This is a genomic window from Paenibacillus sp. FSL H8-0283, from assembly GCF_045040675.1.
GTDB lineage: Bacteria > Bacillota > Bacilli > Paenibacillales > Paenibacillaceae > Paenibacillus > Paenibacillus amylolyticus.
Genome location: NZ_CP150295.1, coordinates 3,342,260 through 3,367,940, shown reverse-complemented (window position 1 = coordinate 3,367,940; position 25,681 = coordinate 3,342,260). Strand labels below are relative to the sequence as shown.

At 44.9% G+C, this 25,681-nt stretch carries 20 protein-coding genes; 5 read left to right on the top strand and 15 right to left on the bottom strand.

Annotated features, from left to right (window positions below; genetic code table 11):
• From MHI52_RS15175 to MHI52_RS15165, 3 genes are all read right to left on the bottom strand, one after another.
• Positions 1–957, bottom strand: coding sequence for a sugar ABC transporter permease (locus MHI52_RS15175; protein WP_315372265.1), 957 nt, complete (start codon positions 955–957; stop codon positions 1–3).
• 19 nt (positions 958–976) lie between these two features.
• Positions 977–3,874, bottom strand: coding sequence for an extracellular solute-binding protein (locus MHI52_RS15170; protein ID WP_315372264.1), 2,898 nt, complete (start codon positions 3,872–3,874; stop codon positions 977–979).
• 105 nt (positions 3,875–3,979) lie between these two features.
• Entirely contained in the window at positions 3,980–5,335 is a 1,356-nt protein-coding gene (locus MHI52_RS15165) for an extracellular solute-binding protein (protein WP_074095065.1), read from the bottom strand.
• A 274-nt stretch (positions 5,336–5,609) separates the two neighbouring features.
• Between MHI52_RS15165 and MHI52_RS15160 the strand changes: the two genes are divergently transcribed.
• A complete protein-coding gene (locus MHI52_RS15160) occupies positions 5,610–6,377 on the top strand; it encodes a helix-turn-helix domain-containing protein (protein WP_047842955.1) in 768 nt (255 codons plus the stop codon).
• Between the two features lie 124 nt (positions 6,378–6,501).
• Here MHI52_RS15160 and MHI52_RS15155 read toward each other — a convergent pair whose 3' ends face one another.
• The 5 genes from MHI52_RS15155 to MHI52_RS15135 all read right to left on the bottom strand — a co-directional run bounded on the left by MHI52_RS15155 (position 6,502) and on the right by MHI52_RS15135 (position 14,812).
• Positions 6,502–8,127, bottom strand: coding sequence for a response regulator (locus MHI52_RS15155; RefSeq protein ID WP_127548518.1), 1,626 nt, complete (start codon positions 8,125–8,127; stop codon positions 6,502–6,504).
• Entirely contained in the window at positions 8,112–9,878 is a 1,767-nt protein-coding gene (locus tag MHI52_RS15150) for a histidine kinase (protein WP_390925370.1), read from the bottom strand. Before MHI52_RS15150 ends, MHI52_RS15155 begins: the two co-directional genes overlap by 16 nt.
• Before the next feature lie 48 nt (positions 9,879–9,926).
• Positions 9,927–11,612, bottom strand: a complete 1,686-nt coding sequence (locus MHI52_RS15145) for an extracellular solute-binding protein (RefSeq protein ID WP_405159310.1) — start codon at positions 11,610–11,612, stop codon at positions 9,927–9,929.
• Between the two features lie 124 nt (positions 11,613–11,736).
• Positions 11,737–13,287 carry a glycoside hydrolase 43 family protein gene (locus MHI52_RS15140; protein WP_101313758.1) on the bottom strand — a complete coding sequence of 517 codons (1,551 nt, stop codon included), beginning with the start codon at positions 13,285–13,287 and terminating at the stop codon, positions 11,737–11,739.
• 7 nt (positions 13,288–13,294) lie between these two features.
• On the bottom strand, positions 13,295–14,812 hold the full coding sequence (locus tag MHI52_RS15135) for a glycoside hydrolase family 43 protein (RefSeq protein ID WP_101313757.1): 1,518 nt from the start codon (positions 14,810–14,812) through the stop codon (positions 13,295–13,297).
• Between the two features lie 163 nt (positions 14,813–14,975).
• Here MHI52_RS15135 and MHI52_RS15130 point away from each other — a divergent pair, with 163 nt between their 5' ends.
• Entirely contained in the window at positions 14,976–15,845 is an 870-nt protein-coding gene (locus MHI52_RS15130; RefSeq protein ID WP_101313756.1) for an AraC family transcriptional regulator, read from the top strand.
• A gap of 121 nt (positions 15,846–15,966) precedes the next feature.
• On the opposite strand, the gene MHI52_RS15125 is transcribed toward MHI52_RS15130, so the two are convergent.
• From MHI52_RS15125 to MHI52_RS15110, 4 genes are all read right to left on the bottom strand, one after another.
• A complete protein-coding gene (locus MHI52_RS15125; protein ID WP_101313755.1) occupies positions 15,967–17,661 on the bottom strand; it encodes an ABC transporter substrate-binding protein in 1,695 nt (564 codons plus the stop codon).
• A 276-nt stretch (positions 17,662–17,937) separates the two neighbouring features.
• Complete coding sequence (locus MHI52_RS15120; RefSeq protein ID WP_076327603.1) at positions 17,938–18,213, bottom strand: barstar family protein; 276 nt, start codon at positions 18,211–18,213, stop codon at positions 17,938–17,940.
• Positions 18,214–18,227: 14 nt separating this feature from the next.
• The gene (locus tag MHI52_RS15115; RefSeq protein WP_101313754.1) at positions 18,228–18,662 is read right to left on the bottom strand and encodes a ribonuclease domain-containing protein; all 435 of its coding nucleotides are present in this window, start codon (positions 18,660–18,662) and stop codon (positions 18,228–18,230) included.
• Between the two features lie 257 nt (positions 18,663–18,919).
• Positions 18,920–19,681, bottom strand: coding sequence for an alpha/beta hydrolase (locus MHI52_RS15110; RefSeq protein ID WP_405159309.1), 762 nt, complete (start codon positions 19,679–19,681; stop codon positions 18,920–18,922).
• Between the two features lie 138 nt (positions 19,682–19,819).
• On the opposite strand from MHI52_RS15110, the gene MHI52_RS15105 reads away from it, so the two are divergent.
• The 3 genes from MHI52_RS15105 to MHI52_RS15095 all read left to right on the top strand — a co-directional run bounded on the left by MHI52_RS15105 (position 19,820) and on the right by MHI52_RS15095 (position 22,729).
• Positions 19,820–20,431, top strand: coding sequence for a TetR/AcrR family transcriptional regulator (locus MHI52_RS15105; RefSeq protein ID WP_282321444.1), 612 nt, complete (start codon positions 19,820–19,822; stop codon positions 20,429–20,431).
• Between the two features lie 27 nt (positions 20,432–20,458).
• Positions 20,459–21,340 carry an AraC family transcriptional regulator gene (locus MHI52_RS15100; RefSeq protein ID WP_282321445.1) on the top strand — a complete coding sequence of 294 codons (882 nt, stop codon included), beginning with the start codon at positions 20,459–20,461 and terminating at the stop codon, positions 21,338–21,340.
• Positions 21,341–21,448: 108 nt separating this feature from the next.
• Positions 21,449–22,729: a glycoside hydrolase family 27 protein gene (locus tag MHI52_RS15095; RefSeq protein ID WP_405159308.1), complete on the top strand. Its 1,281-nt coding sequence runs from the start codon at positions 21,449–21,451 to the stop codon at positions 22,727–22,729.
• 58 nt (positions 22,730–22,787) lie between these two features.
• Here MHI52_RS15095 and MHI52_RS15090 read toward each other — a convergent pair whose 3' ends face one another.
• The 3 genes from MHI52_RS15090 to MHI52_RS15080 form a co-directional block, all read right to left on the bottom strand.
• Positions 22,788–23,144 (bottom strand): hypothetical protein, encoded by a 357-nt coding sequence (locus MHI52_RS15090; protein ID WP_101313750.1) that lies wholly within the window; start codon positions 23,142–23,144, stop codon positions 22,788–22,790.
• Between the two features lie 121 nt (positions 23,145–23,265).
• On the bottom strand, positions 23,266–23,994 hold the full coding sequence (locus MHI52_RS15085; RefSeq protein ID WP_036615952.1) for an amino acid ABC transporter ATP-binding protein: 729 nt from the start codon (positions 23,992–23,994) through the stop codon (positions 23,266–23,268).
• Positions 23,987–25,432, bottom strand: coding sequence for an amino acid ABC transporter substrate-binding protein/permease (locus MHI52_RS15080; RefSeq protein WP_405159307.1), 1,446 nt, complete (start codon positions 25,430–25,432; stop codon positions 23,987–23,989). The genes MHI52_RS15085 and MHI52_RS15080 overlap by 8 nt, the downstream gene beginning before the upstream one ends.
• Between the last annotated feature and the right edge of the window lie 249 nt (positions 25,433–25,681).

Below are 25,681 nucleotides of genomic sequence, written 5' to 3'. Positions count from 1 at the left end.
TCATTCACCTATCTTTCTAAGCATTTTTTGCGTGAAAACGTTTGTACCCAGCATCAGGGCAAACAGAACCGTTGCGATGGCCGAGGCATAGCCCATCTCGAAACGAATGGTTCCGAAGTCCATCAGATGTGTGACAACTGTGTGTGCCGCATAGTTTACGCTCGGGAAACCTGCCAGTGCGATGGAGATCTCAGCTACGGCGAAGGAAGCGGTAATCTGCATTACCGCACCAAACATCAGCTGCGGTCTCATCGAAGGCAAGGTGATGTACCAGAGCTCCTGCCAGCGGTTTTTGATCCCGTCTACGGTTCCTGCTTCAACCAGAGAACGATCAATGGTTTGCAGTCCTGCAATAAAGGCCAGGAAGCTGGTTCCCAGGCTCAGCCACAGCTGTACAATAATGACGATTGCCAGTACATACTTCTCGTCTGCGAGCCATTGGATTGGTTCCAGTACGACGCCAAGGCGCATCAGGAAGCCGTTCATATACCCGTAGCTGTCACCCGAGAAGATGATCAGCCAGATGAAAAAGACGTTACCCGATATGGATGGGGCATAGAAAACCAGCGTCATGACCGCCCGAATTTTAGGAGACAGCTCATTGATGATCCACGCAAACAAAAAGCAGGCAATATAACTGAGAGGGCCTGTAATTACGGCAAAAAGCAGCGTGTTTTTGAGCGCGATCAGAAAGACGTCATCGTTCAGGAAAAGCCGGGCATAGTTCTGCCAGCCGACAAATCGCGGCAGCTCCAGCATATTGAAGTGAAAAAAGCTGAGCCCAAGTGAAATGCCGACCGGAATGACAGTAAACATGAAAAAAATCAGCATAAACGGTGCCATCAATACATAATAATGCCTGCTGAGATACAGATCCCGCTTCAATAGGGACCACCAGCCGACCTGGCGGGTATGGACGGCAGGAGCGGCGGCTGTCTTGGTAGTTTTAGCTTGCAACCGTTACCCTCCCTTTCCTCTATTTCAGATTAAATTCCTTGCGTTTCAACTCAATTTCATCATCAATGTACAAGACATAGTCCGATAAGGCTTCACGCGGATTTTCATTTGCATTGACCACCTTGCGGAAGGCGTTGTCCAGATGTCGTCCCGTGAAATAACCTCCAGGAAGCTGCGGGATTCCCTGTACCCATTCCCATTGCTTCTCGAGATTTTGATAATCCTTCACAGGCCAAGGCAATTGCTTCAAGGCTTCGATATTGGCCGTCGGGTAACGGGCAGCCGCTCCCATAAGACCTTCCATTTCTCTCCCGTATTCAATCTGGGTCTTCTCAGCAGTCCACCACTTCATGAACTTCCACGCCGCTTCCTTGTTGTCAGCATTTTCGAGCATCATCACCGCGCTCGTAGCGCTGGCCACTTCATGCCGTATGGACCCATCGGGAAGCTGTGTACCCGGAACAATCGTAAAGTCCCAGAGATTGCGGATTTCCGGAGCCATAACCGTCAGCATGTTATACGTGGTGTAATCAGCAATTCCGATCGGCATTTCCCCGGTACGGAAGCGGTTCGGAAAATCGGCTTTGAGCGGAAACTTGTAATTGGTATAAAATTGCGTCCAGCGCTTGAACGCGTCCATTGAAATCTCCGAATCCAGTGCACTTTTCTTCTGGTCTTCGGTGTAGAAAGTTCCGTCATTCTGATATAACAACATCGCAAAGGTTGAATTCGGAACCAGGTTGGCATTGTTCAGCGTATCCTCTATCGGCAGATAAAACTCCATGTTATGCTTCTGCAGCACGGCGATGGCGTTATATACGTCTTGCCACGTTTTTGGCGGTTCGAGGCCCAGTTCATTCAGGATATCTTTGCGGTAAAAGAGCATTGGAAAATGCTGTTGCTCCGGAAGGGCATATACCCCGTCGTTGTAGCGGTAAGGCGTCAATCCGCTTTCACGGAACCTGCCCGAAATTTCCTCGAAATCGGGGAACTGGCTCAGATCCGCTGTTGCATTCCTCATCGCATAGTTCACCGGAATGTCTTCGCCCATCTGCATGGCAACATCCGGTCCTTCCCCCGAGAGTGTTGCGGGCAGCAAAATATTCGGCGGAACGAGACGTAACTGCACAGATACATCCGTATCCGGGGTAAACGAATCGTCGATCATGCCTTTCAGTACTTGGGCCTGATCTCGTCCGGTTGTGATCCATACGGTGATGGCATCCTTTTTTTGTTCCACGTTACCAATGCTGTCGTAATCTTCGGTATACGAGGCAACATATGCGCCCAGTTCGTGCTTCACCTGCTGGACGGTGCTCGCTTCCGCTTTGGGCAACGATTCACCCGGCGGAGATACAACAAGGTAATCCAACGTAATCGGCTGTTCACGTACCGATAGAATCCATGTGCCGAGACCACCTACGTTAATTTTGAACGTATCCAGCCGTTTGGGAACCGTCTCTGGTCTGGCCGCCATATCTTCAAGCTGCAATACCATAGCGTGCAGTACGGCCACTTTGTCACTTTGCTCACCCGTGGCCTTTTCCAGGTAATCTGCAACGGAACGCAAGGTGTCAGCTTGTCGTTCAAACACCTCCGTCATCTCTGGAATACGCCGTTCCAGCTGGTAATCCCGTAGTGGGTCCGGACTGTTGGAGGTGATCATTAATATTTTACGATACATCTCATTCAGTTCCAGCACGCTGGATTCCACGGTCCGCAGCAGCGGAGCGATGTCGCCAAGTGTAACCGTCATTCGGATTCGATGTTTTCCTTTTTCCAGATGAAACTGATATGGCTGATCTTCTCCCGCACCCAAGACCTGAGTTTGCCAGGCCGGGCTGTAGTTAAATCGAATGCGTTTCATTTCCTTAAACGGAACTTCGCCGTTAATCGTCAGACTGCGGGTGGCATAGATGCCACGCAATTGATCCTGCTTTACCTTAAGCGCCAGTTGATACAGTCCGTCTTCAGGCACGTCAATTTCCCATTCAATCCATTCGCCCGGCAGTTTCCAGTTAATGCCCCCGATGGCGTTCATCCGAATTTTCGATACATTATAAGGCTCGAGTGAAGGACTTGATCGGTCCGAGATTGGTGCCAGTGTAGGAGATGATTTGCTAACAGCTTCCTCCCCCTGAACTTTCAACATGACAGGAGCCGATTGTTTCAAGCCAAGTGAGGCGTAGGTTTGCTCCAGCTCTGCATAGGAAGGAACTTCGCTTTCTTGATATAGCTCAATATAATCGATCGCCATGCTTTCTCTTAATGAAGTGAGCGATAACTTCTGACTGCCTTTTTCAAAATAAAACTGAAACGGTTCCTCAAAGTACCCTGCGCTGTCCTTGAAGGAAGTCAGTTGCCATTCGGGCTGTTCCACTTGTCTTGGTCTAAGCTCATTGCCACGATCGTCCTGCCGGACGTTGTCCTCGCGATTCCCCCATACCCTGTCAAACAGAAGAATATCGGCCCCTCTGAACGGGACCTTACCATTAAGCTCAAGCCTGCGTTCGATCCCGGAACTTTTGCCTTCTACGGGATAATAGTGAATGCGAATGTTGTACAAACCGCTCACTTGAACGGGAACATCCCAGCGAATGGTTCCAGTTTCCGGCGTAATTACGGCATTTCCGTCTAATCCGGCGTACCCTTGCACAACCTCAAATTCCCCATCCTCTGCCTGAACATAAGATTCGCCTTCGATGCGTACAATTTCATCCGGTTTGGCCGTATTGTCATGAGCAGTCAGATAATGCTCATAACTGAATGAATCCTCGGTTCCCGATACCGCCTCAAAGTCCTCAAGCGCATGTACCGTTCCCGGATTACGATCCCGCGATGGATATAGTGTCCATATGGAGAGCACCAAGGCCAGGACAAGCACCAGGATTAGTCCCTTTTTCTTACGTGACCGCATGTTTGAATGTATCCCCTTTCCTGTAAGCGTTGAGAGAACTGAACGATTGACTAACCCGGACAGACCGCACCTTCACTGGTGCGTTCTGCCCGTGTAACGTGATACTTATTTGTAAACCTCATCAATCGCAGCCTGGAAAGGAGCCTTGTATTTCTCGATCAGCGTAGATACGGATACCCCTTCTTTGAGTTCCCCATCAAAATCCCAGAACGGCAAGGACGGGAATGTGTTATGGTCGAGAACCAACATACCTTCCGCAACCTCTCTGGCGTTGTTGATATCTGCTTCATCGGTCAGATGTGTCTCCAGTGTGGATTGTCCCGGATACTCATAGATCGATTCGATCTCATTAATTTTCTCCCAGATGTACATCAGTTGTTCCGGATTCTCTACCGCTTTTGGAATTGTTATAGCTTGGTAACGTGACTCACCGGAGTGATACGCTGTTGCACTTGGACCTTTTGGAAACGGTACAAAACCAATATCGTAGTCCTTCATATCCGTCATAATACCTTCAACTTCGTACATGGCACCTGAATACATCAAGGTGTTGCCTTGACGGAAGAACGTGGATGGCTCTGTCCAATCGCCGCCCTCAGAAGCTCTGCCGACCTTCTCGGTAGCCAGTTTGGACAGGAAGTTCAACGCTTCTTTTGTTTTTGGATCTTCCAGGTTCTGCTTATCTTCTTTGGTCAGAGAAGCCTCGTTGGAATACAGAATCGGTTCCAGCAAGCCCGTTTGAGCGAGTCCCCAAGTGTCTAGCTTGCCATCATTGTTTCGATCTTTGTTCGCTTGCTTGGCAACGCTGATGAACGTATCCCAGTTCCATTCATCGGCATCCACATACTCCTGAAGTGGCTTCAAGCCGAGCTCTTGCATGAGTGTGCGATTATAGAAAATTCCGTTGATAAACGAGGACTGGTCCTCGGTAAAGCCGTAACCTTTGCCTTCATACTGCATGTATTCTTTGGTTGTTTTCTGATTGAATACCTTGTCGTTTTTAATATAATCATCCACCGGCCATAACAGATCCTGTTTGGTCAATGCCGGAATGGCATAGTTTTTGCCCAGTCTCACCAGATCGCCAAGCGGTTCACCGGCCATCAGGGAAGCAACTACTTTTTCCTGATATTCACCAAAATCGATGGAAACATATTCAATATTAAAGTTGTGTTTTTTCTTCAGCGCTTCGAGATTCTCAAGGCGTTGAATGTTGTCCGGGTTGTTCCCCTGTATTTCCATGTCCCACCAAGCAACAACCTTGATCGTTCTGCCACCCATGTCAAAGTCCATTTCTGGCGTGGAGTTTTCATTCTTTGGCTCGGTTTCCGCGGGTTTTTGTTCCTCCTGTGGTGTTGTCTTTTCCGGCTCGGGTTGAGCGGTAGGTGCAGAACTGCATGCAGCAATTACCAACAAGACCGCAAATACCAGGCTCAGTAGCATGAACTTGTTTTTTCTCATCGTCTTCCCCCCTGATTGTCGTTTGCTATCACAGTGTATCGTTCAAATGAAAGCGCAAACAACCTGCCGAAATACAGATGTTTACCCGGGCTGAATATAGATTTGCGTAATTTTGCACGAGCAAAGTGCATTATAGGTTTTAATTGGTAAAGAAATGCACTGTCTACAAAAATATGCACATTGTATGCGCTTTCTTTTATTACCATAATGAAATTAAGTCAAATTTCAGTTAATCTAGCGCATTACAATTCAGCAGAAGGTGAGGTATTGCTTCATGTATGATATTTTACTTGTGGATTTCAGCCGTCGTTTGTGCGGAGAGTTGCAACAGATGTTGCTACGGAGCAAAGCTCAATATACTATCGCAAATTGTGTGTTCTCATCGGCCGAGGCTTTGACCGCATTGTCAGAACGAGACTTTTCCCTTGTTATGGTACATACAGAGAGGTTTGATACCGCGGGGCTCTGGTTATGCAATGACATTCGAAAAAAAAGTCAGATACCTATCCTCCTGATGGGTGGAAGAGATCACTTCAGGTTTGTACGCAAAGCCCTGACGTATCAGGTAAATGATTATCTCCCGTATCCTGTTAGTCCTTCTTCTTTACTTAACAGTCTGCATGGACTTAGATCCCACCTTGAAACCGACCCGGCACACAAAACGTCGTCGTTCTTCAAAACACCCGTTCAAATGAACGGTAAACCCATGCACTCCAGTCATGTTATTCGTATCGTCAAGGCCTATGTACGGGATCATCTGAGTGATGAAATCACGCTGAAGAAGATCTCTGACATGCTTCATTTTAACTGTGCGTACCTGGGACAGAAGTTCAAGCTGGAAGAGAAGATGTCTTTCAATGATTATATGCTCCAGCAACGAATGGAAAAGGCACAGCAGTTGTTGTCTTCCACGAATTTGCGAATATATGAGATTGCTATCGAGGTAGGCTATAAAGATATTGATTGGTTCTATAAAAAGTTCAAAGCGTATGCCGGATCGAGTCCCAATGCTTATAGAAGACAAAAAATCCACACGGCCTAAAGGTGGATTGCCGAATCGGTTTGTTTATCAATTAGATAATAACCACAAAAAAACGCAGGATATATTCTTCTTCCTGCGTTTTTTTGTGGTTGTTTGGATTTGGTCAATTCCAGAGTATTCACCATTAACGTACCAAAAGGGATTCCCGGTATTCTTGGGGAGTCATTCCCGTTATTTTCTTAAAAAGTCGGGTAAATGAATGGGCAGCCTCGTACCCCACTTGAAGTGCGACCTCACGTACCATAAGATTTGTGTTCTGAAGCAATTCTTTAGCTTTCCGTATCCGGCAGTCGTCAATGAACTCTGACACGTTTATTCCCATTTCCTGCTTAAAGAATCGCGACAGATAGGATGGATTAAAATGATGAAGTTCTGCCAGTCTCACCAGAGAAAGATCTTTCTCCAGATTCTCCTTGACGTAACTGCATAAGGAATGAATGACAACGTTAGCGCGTTCCTGTTCATTTGATCTTTTGTAGCGGACTAGTTCATCGGCAGCACGATATAGAAACTGTACTGCATCCTTCATGCATGTATACTCCCCTAAGTGCAGCAAGCTTCTTTGATCCGGGATCTTCTGTTGAAGACCCCAACGATTGATCGTTGAATGCAATAATAAGGCCAGATTGTAGTATGTCTCCATGGCACGTTCCATCGTAATATCCTGTTGCATCAGTTCTCCTGCAAGCTCCTCAAATATATCGTAAAATGGCTGAATTCGTCCCGTTTCCAAATATCCTGACATAATCTCGATCCGGTTTGAGATCCGCATGGATTCTTTGGGTACATCAGATGAGAGATCATTACGATGGTCCGTGAGTACCATGGATACACCATCCCCAATTTTCATCCACTGGAGTAATCTCAGACGTTCATATTGTTTGGTTAACTCGGACCAATTGCAACTGCGACTACTTAATGAAAAAGCAATGGATACGCCGAGTGAGACCATGCATGCTTCCTGTACCAGTTCCAGTGTACCTTCTAGAAATCGCACAAGTTTATCATTTGTCATCTCTTCCTCCTGCTTCGGCTGAAGCAGCCAGATCGTATCCCCATAATGGTCCGTTACACTTGCGCACACTGTACGTTCATTCATCAGAGAAGAGCCGATAATGCGCACAGATTCTTGGACTTGTGTGAGGTCCGAACCCTTTTCTGGCAGATTATTGAACCGACCCAGTATGAGATAAACAGGCGAGTTGATCTGTAATCTTATATCTCGTTTGGATAATTCGTCCTGCATATGCATAGTAGAATCTATAACCGCTGTACAGTCTTGAAGTAACTTCCGTAAATACTCTTTTTGCTGTATCAGTGCAAGCTGCGAATTAACTTTATGAGAATGTTCCAACAACTCAACCATGCTGTGACTTTGCCGGATCTCTTCCATCACATCTTCTACAACAGACATCACCTTGTCATAACCTTCCGTTTTGAGCAAATAACGCACATTAGCCATCTGAAAAGCTTGATATGCATAATCAAAATCGCTATGTCCTGTCAGAAAAATGACACGACAATTCGGCCAACTGGCTTGAATCCGCTCTGTCAGTTCCAACCCACTCATACCCGGCATACGGATGTCCGTTAGAACAATGTCAATTCTCGAACGTTGCATCCAGGACAATGCTTCTGTTGCAGAGTAGGCCTTACATACATCAAGCTGTTCGGGTATATGTCTGGCGAACGTTTCATAGAGACTATCCGTAATAATCTCCTCGTCATCTACAATCAAAAGTCGATACATTCGTTTTCCCCCTCTTTCCACTGGATTCGAATTGTGACTTTTAACCCTTGCAGTTCACTTCTGGATAGAAAAAGCCCACTTCCTTCTCCATACGTCAGGACCAGACGTCGATGAATATTTATTAACGCCGTCATTTCGTCTGTACCTCCGTCCTTATGCAAACGTTGTTGAAGAGTTTGAATGTGTTGCTCTTCCAACTCATTACCATTATCCTCTACGGTGATCTCGGCATATGAACCTTCCATATTAAACCCAATAATTAGAAGACCGGAGTCCGTATTCTTTTCAAGGCTGTGTTCGTAGGCATTCTCAATAATAGGTTGAATAATGAGTCTGGGAACTTTAATATGTTCCATCTCAGCAGGTAGTGACCCAAAATCAACTTTGATTCGTCTGGAGAATCGTAATTGTTGAATCTCTGTATAGATCCGTGAATGCTCAACTTCCACTTTCAACTTCACATGATCTGTTTCATTCCGCGTAATGAACCTGAAATACTCTCCGAGCATGTTGGTGAATTGCTCAATACGTTCGGTTTCTCCTGTCCTTGCCAGTGAATTCAGAATAAAGAAGCTATTGTACAGAAAATGAGGATTAATCTGCGATTGAAGCTGTTTCAACTCGGCCCGCTGCATCATCAATGTTTTCTTAAAATCTCGATCGATAAGGGATTGAAGATTTTCAATCATTAGATTGAAACGGGTGTAGAGGAAGCCGAATTCATCCTTTCGGTTATGCGCAATGGGGACATCAAGCATGCCTCCCTCCATTTTTTTGAATCTTTTCACCAACAACAGCAACGGGATATGAATCAACTTGTAACTTGAATAGAGATACGCCGTGATGGCAACAAATGATGTAATTGCAAACAGCCAAGCCCAATGATAGAACTTGCTAAGTGGCTTCGTAACAATTGCCTCGGGTAGATATGTAGCTACGGATAAGCCCAGGGAGTCCATATGCAACTGACTAACATGGTACATGGTGTCACCCACCTTCATCCGAAAGCCATCAAGTGTACCCTTTACACTGTGCTCACGGTAATTCGCGAGAATAACACTAGCTTGATGTTTATCTGTGATGGCATACCCCGTTTTGTCCTCAATCAGAAACGTTGAACTCTCAGGGTACAAATTAAGCCGTGTGAGTTCATTCTGAAAATGGTATGTATCCAGCTCCACCTGAATGACAAAAAGCGGGGGTTCTCCTCTCGTGCCTGTCAATCTGACAGCACTTAAGTTCAAGGCGTCCTCTTTCACCGTGAAACGTGTACCTTTTCCTTGCATGCCTGAACTGAAATATAGGTAAGAACTTTTATCGAAATCATCGATGCCTTGGATCGCGGATATACTCTTGCCAACAGAAGGGATATGTACATGAACGTTTTTGATATAAGCAGTGCTGTTCTTGAATGAAGCGAGTCGTTCAGTCAGGTAATTTAATGTATCACGCCGCTCAACCTGATCCATCATGTCCCAGAGAATGGCCAGACGATTGAGTTTTCGATCCTCAACGATATCAAACTGCTGTAATTCCATCCATTCTATCTCTCTGTTCAATTCCACCACATATTGGTTCAACCGTCTTTCCGTTGACAACGATATTTCCTGACTTGCATTGTCATAACTCCAATGATACAGATACACGCCAAGAAGAATAAGGGGGAGTACAAATACCAGATAGGTGATTATTAATCGCGCAAATATACTGTTAAACCATGATTTAGCAGGGATCTTGATCAATACATTCACCTCCAATGCCAAAGGCTGAGTGGGTTCCTTGTAAGAATAAAGTGAACATTAGCGCTCCTTTGGCTTGCTGGCGCGAAACCACGCGTTAACCTCCGATGTGATCTGATCTCCCCCCAGCTTGCGCCAGTTCTCAACGAATTGATCAAACTCATCTATCGACCTGCCTAGAATAATGTTCATATAGGCTTCAAGCTGAAGATCCCGAAGAATAATTTGTCGATCAACCATTGTATCCGTAATTCCGCCCGTGAATTGATCATAGAGAAGTTGGCCGTTCTTCTCGTAAGAATCTGCAATGCTAAAAGCACCCGAAGGCCCATAGGTTTGTTTCCAACCCCAGCCGCTCTCTACATCTTCCAATTCATAGGCCACAATGCGTTTGTGAATGGCGAGAGCTTCATTCTGCAGAGCCGAGAAGTCTCCTGTACTTCTGGCATCACGAATTTGTTTGTATGCATCTATATTTTTATTACCGGGAAAAGGAGTTACCGGTGAAAGCATCCACACAGCTCGGGAGTCGTCATTGTAGTATGTTTCATACTGTGCCTGATCCCCCCAGTTGATGTCCAGATGCAGATTCATGAGCTTTACAACAACTTCCGGATTAGAGAATCCCTTTTTTACAGCAAAGTATTGCCCAGTGTTGGAACGTAGCGGTACGAACAGGCTCCGGTACGACTTGGCAACAATGGGATATGCCTGCCATTCTACATCTATACCTGTATCTTTATCACGGGTGCTCTGAAGCATAAAGGATGTCCACTGTTCGCCGTAAAGCATCCCTATTTTTCCATCTTGAACTAGACGAAACGCCTTGTTTCCACTTTTATAACCAAAATCCGGATCAAGTTGGCCTTCACGATACAACGTTTGCAGTACTTTCAGAGCCTCCCGAACTTCAGGCTGTATACCTCCATAAGTGAGGTTTCCTTCTGCATCTTTAACCCATATATTAGGGTAGGCACCGTAGCCGGACATGAACCCTGCAGCTCCCATAACTGGATCCCATAGATGGTTCGTTAGCGCAAGTCCGTACGTATCATGCTCTCCGTTCCCGTCGGGGTCCTCCTCTGTAAACGCTTTCGAAACCTGGAGAAGCTCTTCTATCGTTTCAGGCGGCCGTAGCCCCAGTTGCTCCAACCAATCGCTTCTAATCCACAGGTACTGCGCTGTCTCAATGGAGGAAGATGATTCGGGAATAGCCATGAGTTTGCCATCAATGGTTGCCGCATCAAATGCTCCTCTTCCCTCCGCCTCCAATATACTCTTTGTAAGTGGGGAAGCATACTCTTGGTACACATGGGTTAAATCTTCGATCATTCCAGCGTTGCTCAGTTGTCTAAGTTGATATGGATTAACTTTCACCACATCTGGAAAACGTCCTGCAGCAAGGGATACACCCAACTTCTGATTGTATACATCCCCATTAGCAGTCCAGTCATAGTGAATTTGAATACCTAGCTCTTTCTCGTACAAACGAGTCCAGCGATTATCCAGTATCGTCTCGCCCGGTAACTGACTAATCATGCGCTCAAGGTCATCTCCCGTTTCCCTGACAAAAGAGACCACGATGGGAGGAGAATACCTCTCAAACGTAGCGGGAAGTTGAATCTGCTGCCCATCTTGCTGCGGATGATGTTGTTTGCTATTACCTTCGGTATGACCTGCTGGTATGGATACAGCAAGGAACAGAATGAAGGTCCATCTTGTTATGTCCAGACATCTCTTATACATGACGACATGCCCCCAGTTCGGTTTGAACAACTCTCTTCTCTCTGTCAACTTTAATCCATATCATTGTACAACAACTTGTACTCATTGAATACGAAAAGCCGCCATTGGGCGGCTTTTCGTATTTTTATTGTTTCTCATCAGGATTAATCACGCGATATTCAAAATTCGAAAAGTCAGCTGTTCCTCCAGCTATTTCCGTTGAATATACAAACAACCCCGTTCGACAACCCATAAAATGATCCAGTTTATATATCATTTTGTGGACAATCCCTATATCTCTCCATTCAACCCCATCAAAATAGGCAAAAGAGCACTCATCCAGGTTGTTCTCAAAATTTCCGAATGCTTTTAGTTTAACTACTGGATCTGATACTGGGATACGTTCATGTTCAGTGGCTGGCTTCTGGTCGATCAGATTGCCAAATATGGTGGAATCCTCACTATCTCTGGCATGCATGACCAAGTAAAACTTGTTATCCTGCTTCGTGAGAGCGATCATACCGTACGAACCGATTAGAAAGCACAACCCGGCATAGTCCCCATCATTCAGACGACTGCCGTCAAGCGTAACTATTGCTTCGCAAGCGGGCCCCATTGAACGCTGGGTTAGTGTGTTGACCGCAAACGTCAGATTTGGGCTGATCTGTCCCGTTCGAACACGATACACCCCCGATTTCTCTGTAACGGACCAGAGTTCATGATTAGGTGTATGATTCCATTGCCAAAAATCACGGAGGCGGATGTTTCCATCTTCCTCGGGTTCATAATTGAAACTGTCGCTACCCACTAACGGGTTATAACGGTGCTCTGGTCTCGTGCTCGGGATATCAATCTGCTTCGGCGCTTTGTTTGCAAAGATCGGTTGACCTTGATCAAAGTGTAGCGGAACCAAAACAGGAACCCGGCCAACAGCCCCATGATCCTGAAACAGCATTGCATACCAGTCTCCATCCGGCGTATCCACGATACCGCCCTGAGCAACACCTGAATTGAAATAATCCATATCGTCATTAAATACTTCTCCACCAGTGAAGACATCTTCCAGAGAGTCTGCCATATAAAACGCCTGTGTTCTACGTCCGGAAGCTTTCGTGATATGAATCAGGAACACAATATATTTACCATTGATCTTGTAAAAATGTGCTCCTTCATAACCAAGGTGATGAGGCTGCTCGTCTTTTACAATCAAGCGATGCACTCCACCAGGTTTGGGCCCGGACAGATCAGAGCTTAATTCGGTCAGATAGATCTCGGTATTACCGTACACGAGATATGCTCGTTCATCATCGTCAAAAAATAAGGAGCAATCATGGTAAAACCCTTCCACGATCTGTTTCTTCCATACTCCCGAGATGGAGGTCGACGTATACAAGTATGTCTTACGGGTATCATTCGCAACAAAGATCACATAGAACATTCCTTGATGATAGCGGAGTGATGCAGCCCACATGCCTTTACTATAAACGTGATGACCATCCACCAGCCGTTGTGCAGGTGTATCGTCCAATGTGTCGTATACATATGTGGCTACTTCCCAATGGATCAGATCATATGAACGCAGGATGACACATCCCGGCATCATATGCATGGTTGTACTGACCATATAATATGTGTCATCTACACGAATAACATCAAGATCCGGGTAATCGGCCCAAATAATCGGATTCGGATACATGCTTTAATTACACCTCATTTTGTCTATTAAACTTCCATTCTCTTAAAAGGATGGTTGGGCTGTCTGTTGAACTTTTAAGCTTAATATACAAGTCTTGCACACCTTTCGCACCCGTAACATTCGTTGTTAGTTCCATCCATTGAAGAGATTCGGTTGCAGGTGGAACAATGATTTCTCCAATTAACAGTCCGTCTGTACGATCAAGTCGAAGTTCTAACGTACCTTCGGTTCCTTGATTCGCAATCGTGGCTGTGAAGCTTGTAGGTCCTTCACTTTCAAAGTCGACCTTGGATATAGCTATCCAGCTGTCATTATGCAACTTAGCGGAGATCATATTCGAATCTGATGCAGACATCTCACCAGAGTCAAAATATTGCTCTGTTGATACTCCGCTACTCCATCCAATCGTTGAACCGCTTACCCGCCCATAGGGATCGAAGCACTTGATTTGATCTACGCCCTGATAATCGGCATGTACCTTCTTGATCTTACCCGTGGCCTCATCATGTTCGACTCGATTAAGATGTGTTGACCGGTAACCTTCTGGGATATTCATGGCTTGGCATAATGTCTGGGCATGATAGGCAATGTACCACTGATCCGATAGTTGAAATATAGCATGGTGATTGTTGCCGCCAATATTAAAAAAGTGTCCAGGATTCTGGAGTAACGTACCCTGATATGTCCATGGCCCCATTGGCTGAACACTGGTCATATATGCAATCTCACCAGGTGGTGGGCTGCCATCTGGCCGATCACCCTCAATAAAATTGGAACAATACGTAAAGTAGTAACTATTATTATATTTATGTATCCCTGAATCTTCAAACATATAAGGCGCCTGAATAACCTTCGCTTTGCCAACAACGCTGATCATATCGTCTCCCAATCGCATAACTCTTGCCGTATCCGGTTTTTCTGCTTTTCCGTGTGGAATACCACCACCAAAGTAAAGGTAGGCTTGATGATCATCATCTACAATGACAGCCGGATCGAATAACCAGGTTACTTCCTCCACTCCCGGAGTCTCTCTTGTAATAAGTGCTTTGCCTATAGGGTCTATCCATGGACCAACAGGTGTTGGTGCAGACAATACACCAATTCCACTGGCATTGTTGGCGAAATAAAGAAAGAAACAGTCCTTTCCATCCAAGATTCGATGAGCAGCTGCCGGGGCCCAGGATTGCGAAGCCCATGTTGCTGCGCCTTGCGGTCCAGCAACTCTGATCTCCCCGTGATCGGTCCAGTTGATTAAGTCATCCGAAGAAATGACCGTAATCCGGTTGATTGAACTGTAGCTGTTTTTCTGAGGAAGACCGTCCTTATCATATTCCAGCTTATCACTAGTCATATATAAGTAGACTCGATTGTTAAATACCAAAGCATAGGGGTCGGCTCCAAATTTGTGGGCCACCAGAGGATTACCGTTGGGACGAAGCTTTCCAATCTCCCCTGCAATACGCTCCAGATTGGCAGCTTGGTCTTGCTTTTGCTCACCAGCATGTGGTGTTGATTGATGATTCATCAAAAGAATCCCCCTATAATCGTTTTTAGTTGTGCTTTTTTACGAGAAAGCGTTTGCAATACAAAAGGTAACATGATAGGATGATTACATTTTAAGGTAAGCTGAGTACAATTTCATTGCGTTAACCGCTCTATTTATTGCGTGAAATGACGGGAGGTACTTCATGAATGGATCCTCTGAGTGTTTTTATGATCCCATCCAGCCTGAGCTCTTATATCTACACAGCGTAACGACGTATAAGCTGGAAACGATCTATCATCGCCATAATGCATACGAGATCTACCTGTTTCTTCGTGGTAACGTTCACTTTTATGTAGAAAATCGATGTTACCATGTACAGCCTGGCGATCTGCTTGTGATGTCACCCGAGGAGATGCACCGAGCCTTTATTCTGGATGAATCTGAGTATGAGCGAATTACAATCAATCTCAAAAAAACATATCTGTTTCAGCTTTCCACACCATCAACCAATCTATCGTCATGTTTTGATCATCGCCCCAAAGGAACAGGCAACATCGTACATTTAGACGACGATAACTTGAAGCAGATGCTGCAATGTACAAACGAACTGGAAGGATTGCTTGCTTCCGATGCGTATGGCACCGATATCAAAATAAATGCAGCCGTAGCCCAATTGTTGGTCATGATTAACGTCTGGTTTCATAACAATTCCTTTGTTCCCAATGACATTATGCCTGAACTAGTTCGTGAAACCATGGATTATATTGAAACACATCTAAATCAAGACATTACACTTCGCAAACTTGCCGAAGTGTTCTACATGAACAGTACTTATATCAGCCGCCAGTTCAAAAAGCATACTGGATTGACCATCCGTTCCTACATTTTGGGTCGTCGTATTGAACGGGCCAAATTCCACCTGTCAGAAGGAATGAGTATTACGGATGCATGCTTTCAATCGGGCTTTAGTGACTATGCCAATTTTATTCGCAGTTTTACCAAAATGGTTGGCATCTCCCCTGGTAGATATATCAAACAAAGACGTGATGCAATGGAAGCTTTGCCAAAATAATGACAAGCTCATTCAATGTAAACTAAAAAACATCAAGCCATCCTGCATGGCTCGATGTTTTTTAAGTTCTTGATATACTTCGGATCTGCAAACAGTGCATTACTTTGATTATATCCGCAAGTTAATTGATCTCTTTACCCGTCCACAATCGAACGCGATCTTTAATCCACTCCGTATACTGCTGTTCCATGGCTACTGCACCTGCATTATCAAGTTCGGTAATCATATTGTCGTATATGTCTTCAAAGGCACTCGGAGAGGATGTAATCGCTTCGGCGATCCGTTTCTGAATAATATCCTGCGTTTTCTGATACACAACGTTATAATCCCCGCTATCCGAAGGAATCGGCATATTGTAAGCAGCACCCCACTCTTTCACCGGAAACTCCTTTTCGGAAGGGAACAAGTCCTTCCATGTGGTGATGCCATAACCTTTCAAAGCTTCTTTTTCCTCATCGGAATAACTTTGCTGTATCTGTTCAGGATAATTCGTTGTATAGTAGTTATCCGTTGAATCTTTGACGCCATCCCCGTAATGAGCACCAAAAATGTAATACAAGCCTACTCCGGTTTCTTTGGTGAATGTGTTATTGTCTTTGTTTTTACGTTCCTGTACATCGGCTGGGATGGTGCGAACACCGTCTTCCACGTTATATTGCTCGCCTTCAACGCCCCAGTTTCTCAATACTTGCCCTTCTTCAGAAGACATCCAGTCCAAAAATTTAATAGCCCGGACAGGATCTTCACAATCTACAGTTATGCCAATGCCATAACCGTCAAAGCCAATATTCTGGAAATCTTTACGCTGAAAGTTGTCATCTAGCGTGACCGGATAGAATCCGTAGGTCATGTCGTCTTTCCCTGCACTTTTCAAAGCATTTTCCGCATCACTGAATCCCCAGCTTGGATCAAGCAAGGATAACACGCGACCACTGGCGATTTTGGACTTATACTGGTCATCCTTCTGAACAAAACTGTCCTTGTCCAGCAAGCCTTCATTGTACATCTTGTTCAACCACCGGAAATATTCCTTCTCCTCGGGACGTTTGTAATGCAGAACGGCTTCGTAGGTGTCCGGATTGATGAAATATTCACCATCTCCAGGTCCTCCAGTAGACATGACAGCGGGATCAGTAACAGTGATCATTCGCCGCCATCCATCTGCACTAAGCGTCAGCGGAATTGTGGGTTGGCCATCATCTGTGGTCGGATGTTTCTCGTAATATTCACGTAGCACATTTTCGAAATCGTTTAAGGTTTTGATCTCAGGATACCCGAGTTCCTTGACTACACGATGTTGAATGGCAGTACCATTCGTGGCATCAAAGCTGACCTGATCGATCGCACCATTCGTTGGAATCCAATAGATTGCAGGATCGTCATTGCTGTATTTCAACCGATTGAAGTGCTCACCGTAGATCTTTTTCAAGTTGGGGGCGTGTTCTTCGATCAGATCCGTCAAATCAATCATTGCCCCGGCATCAACGAGTCTGGTCAAGTTACCTTTGGGGAAAATCAAATCCGGATAATCGCCGCTGGCAGCCATCAGGGAAATGCGGTCGTTTCCGCCTCCGCTCGAAATATCGAATTCAGCATCAATGCTTACACCGGTTTCTTCCGTAATTTTCTTCCCTACCGCATCCTGCATTTTGTTCCAGTTGGGACTTGCATCTGCGCCGAAGAAGGTAAATGTGATCGGGCTGTTGGGGTCACTCGTATTTGATTCGGAATTCTCTCCAGCATTTCCGCAACCGGCGGAAACTAACACAACACTTGTTACGAGACATGCTCCTAGCACTTTTGATACGGCTCTCATTATTTTTCTGCCCCCTAAATGATGTTAGTCGTAATAACCAATCCAGACATTACGATGGTTCACTTTGAGATAGTATACGCTTACATATTCAACCGTTAGTAAACGACTACAATCCTGCCTACCCTATTCCATGTTTAAAGTATAAGGAAGTCTGATCACCCCAACCTTGATTATTAAGCCATGAAAATAGCATGATCTAGACATGAGTCTCAGTAAAAATGTGAAGACCAAAAAAAGCGATGGTTGCCCATCGCCTCATAAAACCAAACCTACTTTTCAATAATATAGTTCTAACGTAAATCCTTGGATTTCTGCTTCAACTTCCCGCAACAATTCCATGACTTGATCAGCGTATTCTCCAAGAATTTCTTTACTTTTCTCGAAGCCAATCCATTGAAAAGTAAGCGGCATGCTTACAGCCCCAGTTAAGACATCCCATAGTGCGTCCAAATTGCCTCCATAGCTCTCGTCTAACTCAAGCTGGTTCTGCAAAATTTGATGAAGCTCTTCCTTGCTGTGAAAGTCGTTTCCGTTAATCTGAATGATGCTCATATCATTTCCTCCGTTTATTTTAACTGTTCAAATGACTTGTAATGATCTGTCGTCTGGTAGATTAGACCGTCATTCGAGTATAGAATTCGGTCGCTTCCGCGCCGTCCTCCTGAGTAATTTATATCGGCTTCGTACCAAATCCGGCCTTTTTTGTTGGGGAGTAATCCTTCCCGGTTCCTGAACACGTCGCCGCCGATGCTTTTGCCTGGAGCGACTTCTCGCAGGTTACCTTCGCTTGGTTCCCATCCCAGATCTCTGGCCTCTTTCTTGGTAATGTAATTTGGTGGGAGTTCATTGTGTTCCGAGATATAATTGGCAACCTCATCAAATCCCATATCCTCCGAAACTTGAGGTGATCCGAGATCACGCAAAGACTCTGACGTACAACCTGAGAACAATAATGCAGCGAGGATGATCACTAACGTGTAAGCAAATTTTCTGAAAAACATAATCTTTTCTCCTTTTGATGTTCTTGCTCTTGCTGTCTTCCGTTTTGGTGCTATTTCGATGACAATGCTTCTAATGTTAACGATTTGTGGTAATTAAAGCAATTCTGTAAGCCTATTATGGAGTTGAAATTCAATCAATTAAAGCTGTTGCCTTGCTCCATTGAAGCATTATTTTTATTCTACAACAAAAAAAGCCGCTAAAATAGCGACTTTAATCGTACCACGATCATTACCATTCAACACATTCATTTAATAGTTTAATTTAATGTATCCATCCAGTTCTCTAGGGCTACAACAACCTCTTCCAACTGCTTATCTTCCGTAATGGCAGGCTGATTATCTCCTTTTTGCATGCCGTATGAGCCAAATTGACCGTGATTTCCACCCTCAATACTCACATATGTCGTGTCTTCCGGAAGATTTGCTTTGGAGTTCTCCCAGTCTTCCCAGTTAAGCACTCCGTCATCCGAGCCTGTAATCTGTAAGATAGACAAGTCCGTATTCTTTACGCTCCCTCCTTCATCTGCATAAGAAGCCAAGAAAAAGACTCCTTCCAACTTCTCATTGTGCTCCGTAGCATACCGTGATGCAAATGACCCTCCCAACGAATGGCCACCAATAACAAACGCTTCGTCAGGATGTTCCTCGATAAAGGAATCAGCCTTGTTCTGACCGAAAATCGCCAAGTTTATTGGCATGTTCGCGATATATACGCGGTGACCCTGTTCTGCCATTTCTCTGGCAAGTGGAGAATAACTTTCAGGTTCAACCAGACCACCTGGATAAAAAATAATATTCGGTTTGGTTATCTCTGTACCCACGGGTTCAAATCGGTAACCGTCCTTAAGATTGGCGACATTAACCTGCGCATCACTTGTCATCGCCGTTTCAGCTCGCTCAGAGGGACTATACGTAACCGAATTGAGATATACGAATACTCCGGCCACGAGGATAACGATGGACAAGATTGTCCACATGATTATTTTTTTCCAATTGTTAGTACGTTGTGCTGTTTTCAACCTTAAAACCACCTTAGCATGAGGATAATGATATGCCTTTTTTAACTCTCCATAATTATACTTACCGGTAAGTATAATTACAAGATGATTTTGCTTACTATCGTTATTTGTCATAAAATATTCATGGAGGGAAGTCCAATGACAGAAAAATCACCTAAACGATTGCCTGGAAGACCCAAACATGGCAACGATGATATCTCAATTCAGCAAACCATTATTCAAACCGCTTCACAGTTATTCATGGAGTATGGCTACGAAACAGTCACGCTTCAGCAAATTGGCAAAACATGTAGCGTGTCAAAACCAACCATTTATTATCATTTCACCAGCAAACCCGAGCTTTTTAAGGTTGCCTTTACAACGATGTTACAGAATGTGAGCCGGTTAACCTCGCATATCCTTGATCAAGCCGAGAATCTGGAGTCGGGGCTTGTGCGTCTGGCAGAGGCCAGACTGGGAAATCCACATGCGGAGATTGAAACCATGCTCAGAGAAGCTGAGCCTTTTCTTGAACCAGCTCAAATTCAGGATATACGCAACGCGGAGCATCAGATTCATGAAGTGTTAGCCTCCCATTTCCAACGGGCAATGGATGAAAACGGACTGCGAACGGACGATCCATTTTTCCTCGCAGAGACTTTCTCGACATTGATGTTAATGGGTAACCGGGAAGATAACCTGCATAAATATGGTTCCAATCTTTCATTAGGCCAAAAGCTAGTAGATATTTTCATTCGCGGAGCGCAGTAAAAATTCAGGGCAACAAGGAGAGCTGACATGAATATCCCTAGAGGAACCTATGGGTTTCGATTCGCGGAAGACAAGGAGCTCCAATTGTGTGTACTGTATGCGGCTGGATGTGATTCAATAACCGATCCTTCTTATCATTGGGATGGACTCGAACGTTCGGACGGGCCTCTTCTGTTATTCCAATATACAGTCTCGGGTGAAGGTGTATTTGAGTCGAATAATCGCATTCATCATGTTACCGCAGGACAAGCTTTTTTGGCAGAAATTCCAGGGCCACATCGCTATTACTACCATTCAGTATCAAAAGAACCTTGGGAGTTTCTGTTCCTGCTTTTCAGGCCCACTCTTATTCTGCCCCATTGGAGAAAATTTCTTCGTGAAGCGGGAGAAGTTCCCTATCTTCCCGCTGATTGTACACCCATCCGACTGTTGCGGATGATCGTGACTGATGCGGCGGCAGGCAGAATCACTGATCCTCTGATCGCATCATCCAGCGTATATCAGTTCATGACAGAATTGACTCGATTACAGAAAACAACATTGCACAACAGGGAGAATTGGTCTGAAAACATTCAAATAGCCGTTGAATACATAGAAAACAACTACTCCAAGATGATCAGTATCGATCACCTAGCGGAGCATGTTTCCCTTTCCAAATATCACTTTATACGTCGCTTTTCCTCCAGTACGGGCTTGACGCCTGGTTCTTATCTAACCCGTGTACGTACCGAGAAAGCAATGGAACTGCTGCGCAGAACTTCTCTTAGCATTGAAGTCATCGCCGAGCAAGTTGGGTATTCCAGCGGAAGTTATTTTATCAAAGCCTTTCGCAGCATAACAGGCGTTACGCCAGGTGAATTTCGTAGTGGCGGAGAAAGCCTTGTGTACCGTAAATTGTTCTTCGACTAACCGCAATATTTTGCTATTCGACACTCAACATTACTATAGATATTAATAAAATCCTTTATTATGATGAATTGAGCGAGAGCAATAATTAATCCATAAAGGAGCATTCCCATGAATCATACACTTGCAGCATCAACTCCACCGCTTGGCTGGAACAGCTGGGATTGTTACGGCGCAGCCGTTACGGAAGACGAAATTCGTGGCAACGCTGAGTACATGGAAGAACATCTTAAAGACTTCGGCTGGAGCTATATTACGGTCGACATTCAATGGTACGAGCCTTTGGCCAATTCTTCGCAATATCGTCCGTTCGTTCCACTCATCATGGATGAATATTCGCGACTTATGCCTGCCGAGAATCGGTTTCCCTCCGCTGCAGGTGGACAGGGATTCAAGCCATTATCCGACTACGTTCATAGTCTGGGGCTGCAATTCGGCATTCACATCATGCGTGGTATTCCACGTCAAGCTGCACATGCGGCTACTCCGATTCTGGGAACAACCGCCACTGCGCGCGATATTGCTCATCCTAACTCCATCTGTCCGTGGAATACAGATATGTATGGTGTTGATAGCTCAAAAGAAGGCGCACAAGCCTACTACGATTCGCTTTTTGAACTGTATGCACAATGGGGCGTTGACTTGGTGAAGGTTGACGATATTGCTGCTTCAAGGCTCTATGACACCCATCAGCCTGAGATCGAAATGATATTCAAAGCGATTGAGCGCTCCGGTCGGCCCATGGTACTAAGTCTCTCTCCTGGCCCTGCTCCAGTAGAATACTCAGAATTCTTGGCTGATCATGCCAACATGTGGCGTGTCACGGACGACTTCTGGGACCTCTGGCCACTGTTATTGGATATGTTCGACCGCTGCCGGACGTGGCAGAGCGTTCCCAAAGCAGGTTGCTGGCCAGACTGTGATATGTTGCCTTTGGGTCATATCGGTATCCGTTCTGTAGACGGTGGTGGAGCAGATCGCTGGACTCGGTTCACACCTGACGAGCAGTTGACGATGATGTCACTGTGGAGCATCTTCCGTTCCCCGCTCATCTTTGGTGGTGAACTGCGAGATAACGATGACTGGACACTATCCCTGCTAACTAATCGTGAGGTTCTGCGAATGCATCGCGAGAGTTACGGAGCCAGAGAAGCCTTACACAAAGAAGATCTTATTGTGTGGACTGCCCAGCATACGGATGGTTCCTCTTACGTCGCTGTGTTTAACATCGGCGAGAATGCTCTACCTGTGGATCTGTCCATTGATGAGGTTGGACTGTCCGGCATTACCGAAGGTACCGAATTGTGGAGCCAAGAAGCAGCTCAATTAACAGAGAATTCCTTAGTTACTACTGTACCTGTGCACGGTGTGCGTCTCTATCGGTTTTCCTAAGCTTGCAAAAGAAAAAGAGAGGTCTGTCGTTCATTAGACAGACCTCTCTCTCATTTCATCAGTATGTATCCATGGCTTGAACGGCCAGATGAAATGCTTTAATCCTTCTTTCTAGAAGGGTCTTTTGTGGGCTACCTTCTTTGGAATTGGCATACATGCTCTCTAGAGATGGGAACAATCCCATCAAGACAAGACGAGCTTCTGCGATATCTTCCTCCGTGTAGGGATGAGATTTCTGATTCCATACCTTTTCCAACAGTGCTAGGCCGATGTATAAAGCTTGGAGACGTTTCTGTAACAATGTTGTGTTATTCCTTTTCTGAGTCATATTCACTAAGGCATTTTCCGATTTGCGGATGGTTGATTGAAAGGCTTTAATGGATTGCAGTTGATCTTCTTGTGACACGTTTTCCATAGAGTATAGACCTCACTTTCTTGGCTTAGTTTGTTCGGTCTTTCTATTAAATCACCTCATAAATATAACAAAAAAAGCCGCTAAAATAGCGACTTTCAATGTATTCATTCTCGATTCAGTGCTAGAGTACCTTTTCCAAAAAGCTGATCGTCCGTTCATTCTTCGGATTTCCAAATATCTCTTCAGGAGTGCCCTGCTCGACAATATAACCACCGTCCATGAAGATCACACGATCAGCTACTTCACGAGCAAAACCCATCTCATGGGTAACAATCATCATCGTCATGCCTTCGCTCGCGAGGTCCTTCATAACACCGAGAACTTCTCCTACCATCTCAGGGTCAAGCGCCGACGTCGGTTCATCAAATAACATAACATCCGGATTCATAGCAAGCGCACGAGCGATAGCTACACGTTGTTTTTGTCCACCTGACAGTTGTGTTGGGAAGCTCTCTGCTTTATCAGACAGCCCCACACGCTCAAGTAATTTGAGTGCTGTATCACGAGCCTGCTGTGCATTTAATATCCCGAGTTCTCTGGGCGCAAACATGATGTTTTTAAGCACACTAAAATGAGGGAACAAGTTAAAATGTTGAAATACCATTCCAATATTTTCGCGAGCTTTGTTCAGATTGGTTTTAGGGTCATTCAGATCCTGATCATCCACAATAACCCGGCCTGCCGTAATCACATCTAATTGGTTAATGCAGCGCAAGAAGGTACTTTTTCCCGAACCGGAAGGCCCGATGACACAGACAACTTCTCCTTCGTTGACCGCCACATCAATTCCCTTGAGGACCTGATTCGAGCCGAAACTTTTCTTCAAACCTTCAACTTTTATTTTAGCCACGACGAACCTTCACCTCCAGATAATCAGCAATTTTGGTCAATGTGATAATGACAATCAGGTACATAACCGCAACCGTTAACCAAATGTCAAAAGAGGAGAACGTTCTTGCAATAACAATTTTACCCGATTGTGTCAACTCTACGAGACCAATAACGGATAAGATTGACGTATCCTTCAACGTGATAACCATCTGGTTAATGAAGGACGGAATCATAACCCGCACTGCCTGCGGAATAACGATCTTTATCATCGCTTTGCGATAAGGAATGCCCAATGAACGGGCAGCTTCCATCTGACCACGATCAATCGATTGAATCCCGCCTCGGATAATCTCGGTTACGTACGCCCCTGCATTCAGACTAAGTGTCAGAATAGCCGCCAGGAACAATGGCATCGTGAAGCCCATCGCCTGTGGAATCCCGAAATAGATAAAGAATGCCAGGACAATCAGCGGAATACCGCGGAAGATATCCACAAATACGGTGGCAACAACTCGAAGGAATTTGTTCTGTCCCACCTTCATGAATCCGAAAATCAGACCGATGATAAACGCGAAGAACAGGGATACAATCGTGTATAAAAGTGTTTTTCCCAGACCTTTAAAAAGTGCAGGAAGAGATTTCTGTATTAACTCCCAACGCCCCAGATTTGCGACTTGGGAATTCTCTCCAACATATTCTTCGATAATGCGCTTGTACTCACCGTTTGCTTTGATATTCACAAGACCAGCATTGAACATCTCCAGAAGTTCCTGATTTTTACCCTTACTTACCGCAAATCCGTAGGAAGCCCCGTCTTCTTTGGCGGTAACGATTTTCAAACCATTATTCTGCTTTACCCCATATCTTAGAACGGGTTCATCTTCAAAACAGGCCACCGAATTACCGGTCTTTACATCATCATACATTTGATATGATTCATCGAATGGAACAATGGTAAAGCCATATTTTGAGGCGATGGACTCAGCAAAGCTGTACCCTTCTGTTCCCGTTTTTACAGCGACCTTTTTACCACGAAGATCTTCGTAACTTTTAATGGTATCATTATTGGAACTAATCCCCATAACAACGCCTGAATCATAATATGGCACTGAAAAATCAAATTTTGCTTTTCGCTCATCCGTAATACTCATCCCTGCGATCACACCATCGACTTGATTCGCCTCAAGTGCCTGTACAGCTGCGTTAAATCCCAGGGATTTGATTTGATACTTGAAATTTTGATCTTTGGCGATGGCATCCAGCAAATCCATGTCGATACCAACAAAATCACCATTCTCATCTTCATATTCGAATGGAGCAAATGTGACATCAGTTCCGATAACATAGGTTTTACCGGAATCGGACGCTGCGGCAGCGTTCCCTACCCATCCTGATAGACCGCTCACCAGGAGCAGCATCAGTGAAAGTATAAAAAATGAGATCTTCGTTGTTTTCATGTGTCCTCCCCGTCTCGGTATTGTCCGAATAATCATTATTTTCTTTGGAATCGGTATTACGGTTATGCTTTTTGTCGATCTTCTGCCCATTTGATTGTTATTATTTACTGTATATTAACAATCAATGCTTTGCCTTTCCACTTGCAACATTTTCCTGCATCATTTTTTTCCAACCAGTAAAAGTCCTTTTAATACTTACCCTTTAGGTAAGCTTCGCGAAACCCAATATTACATTGTGAATCTGAAAAA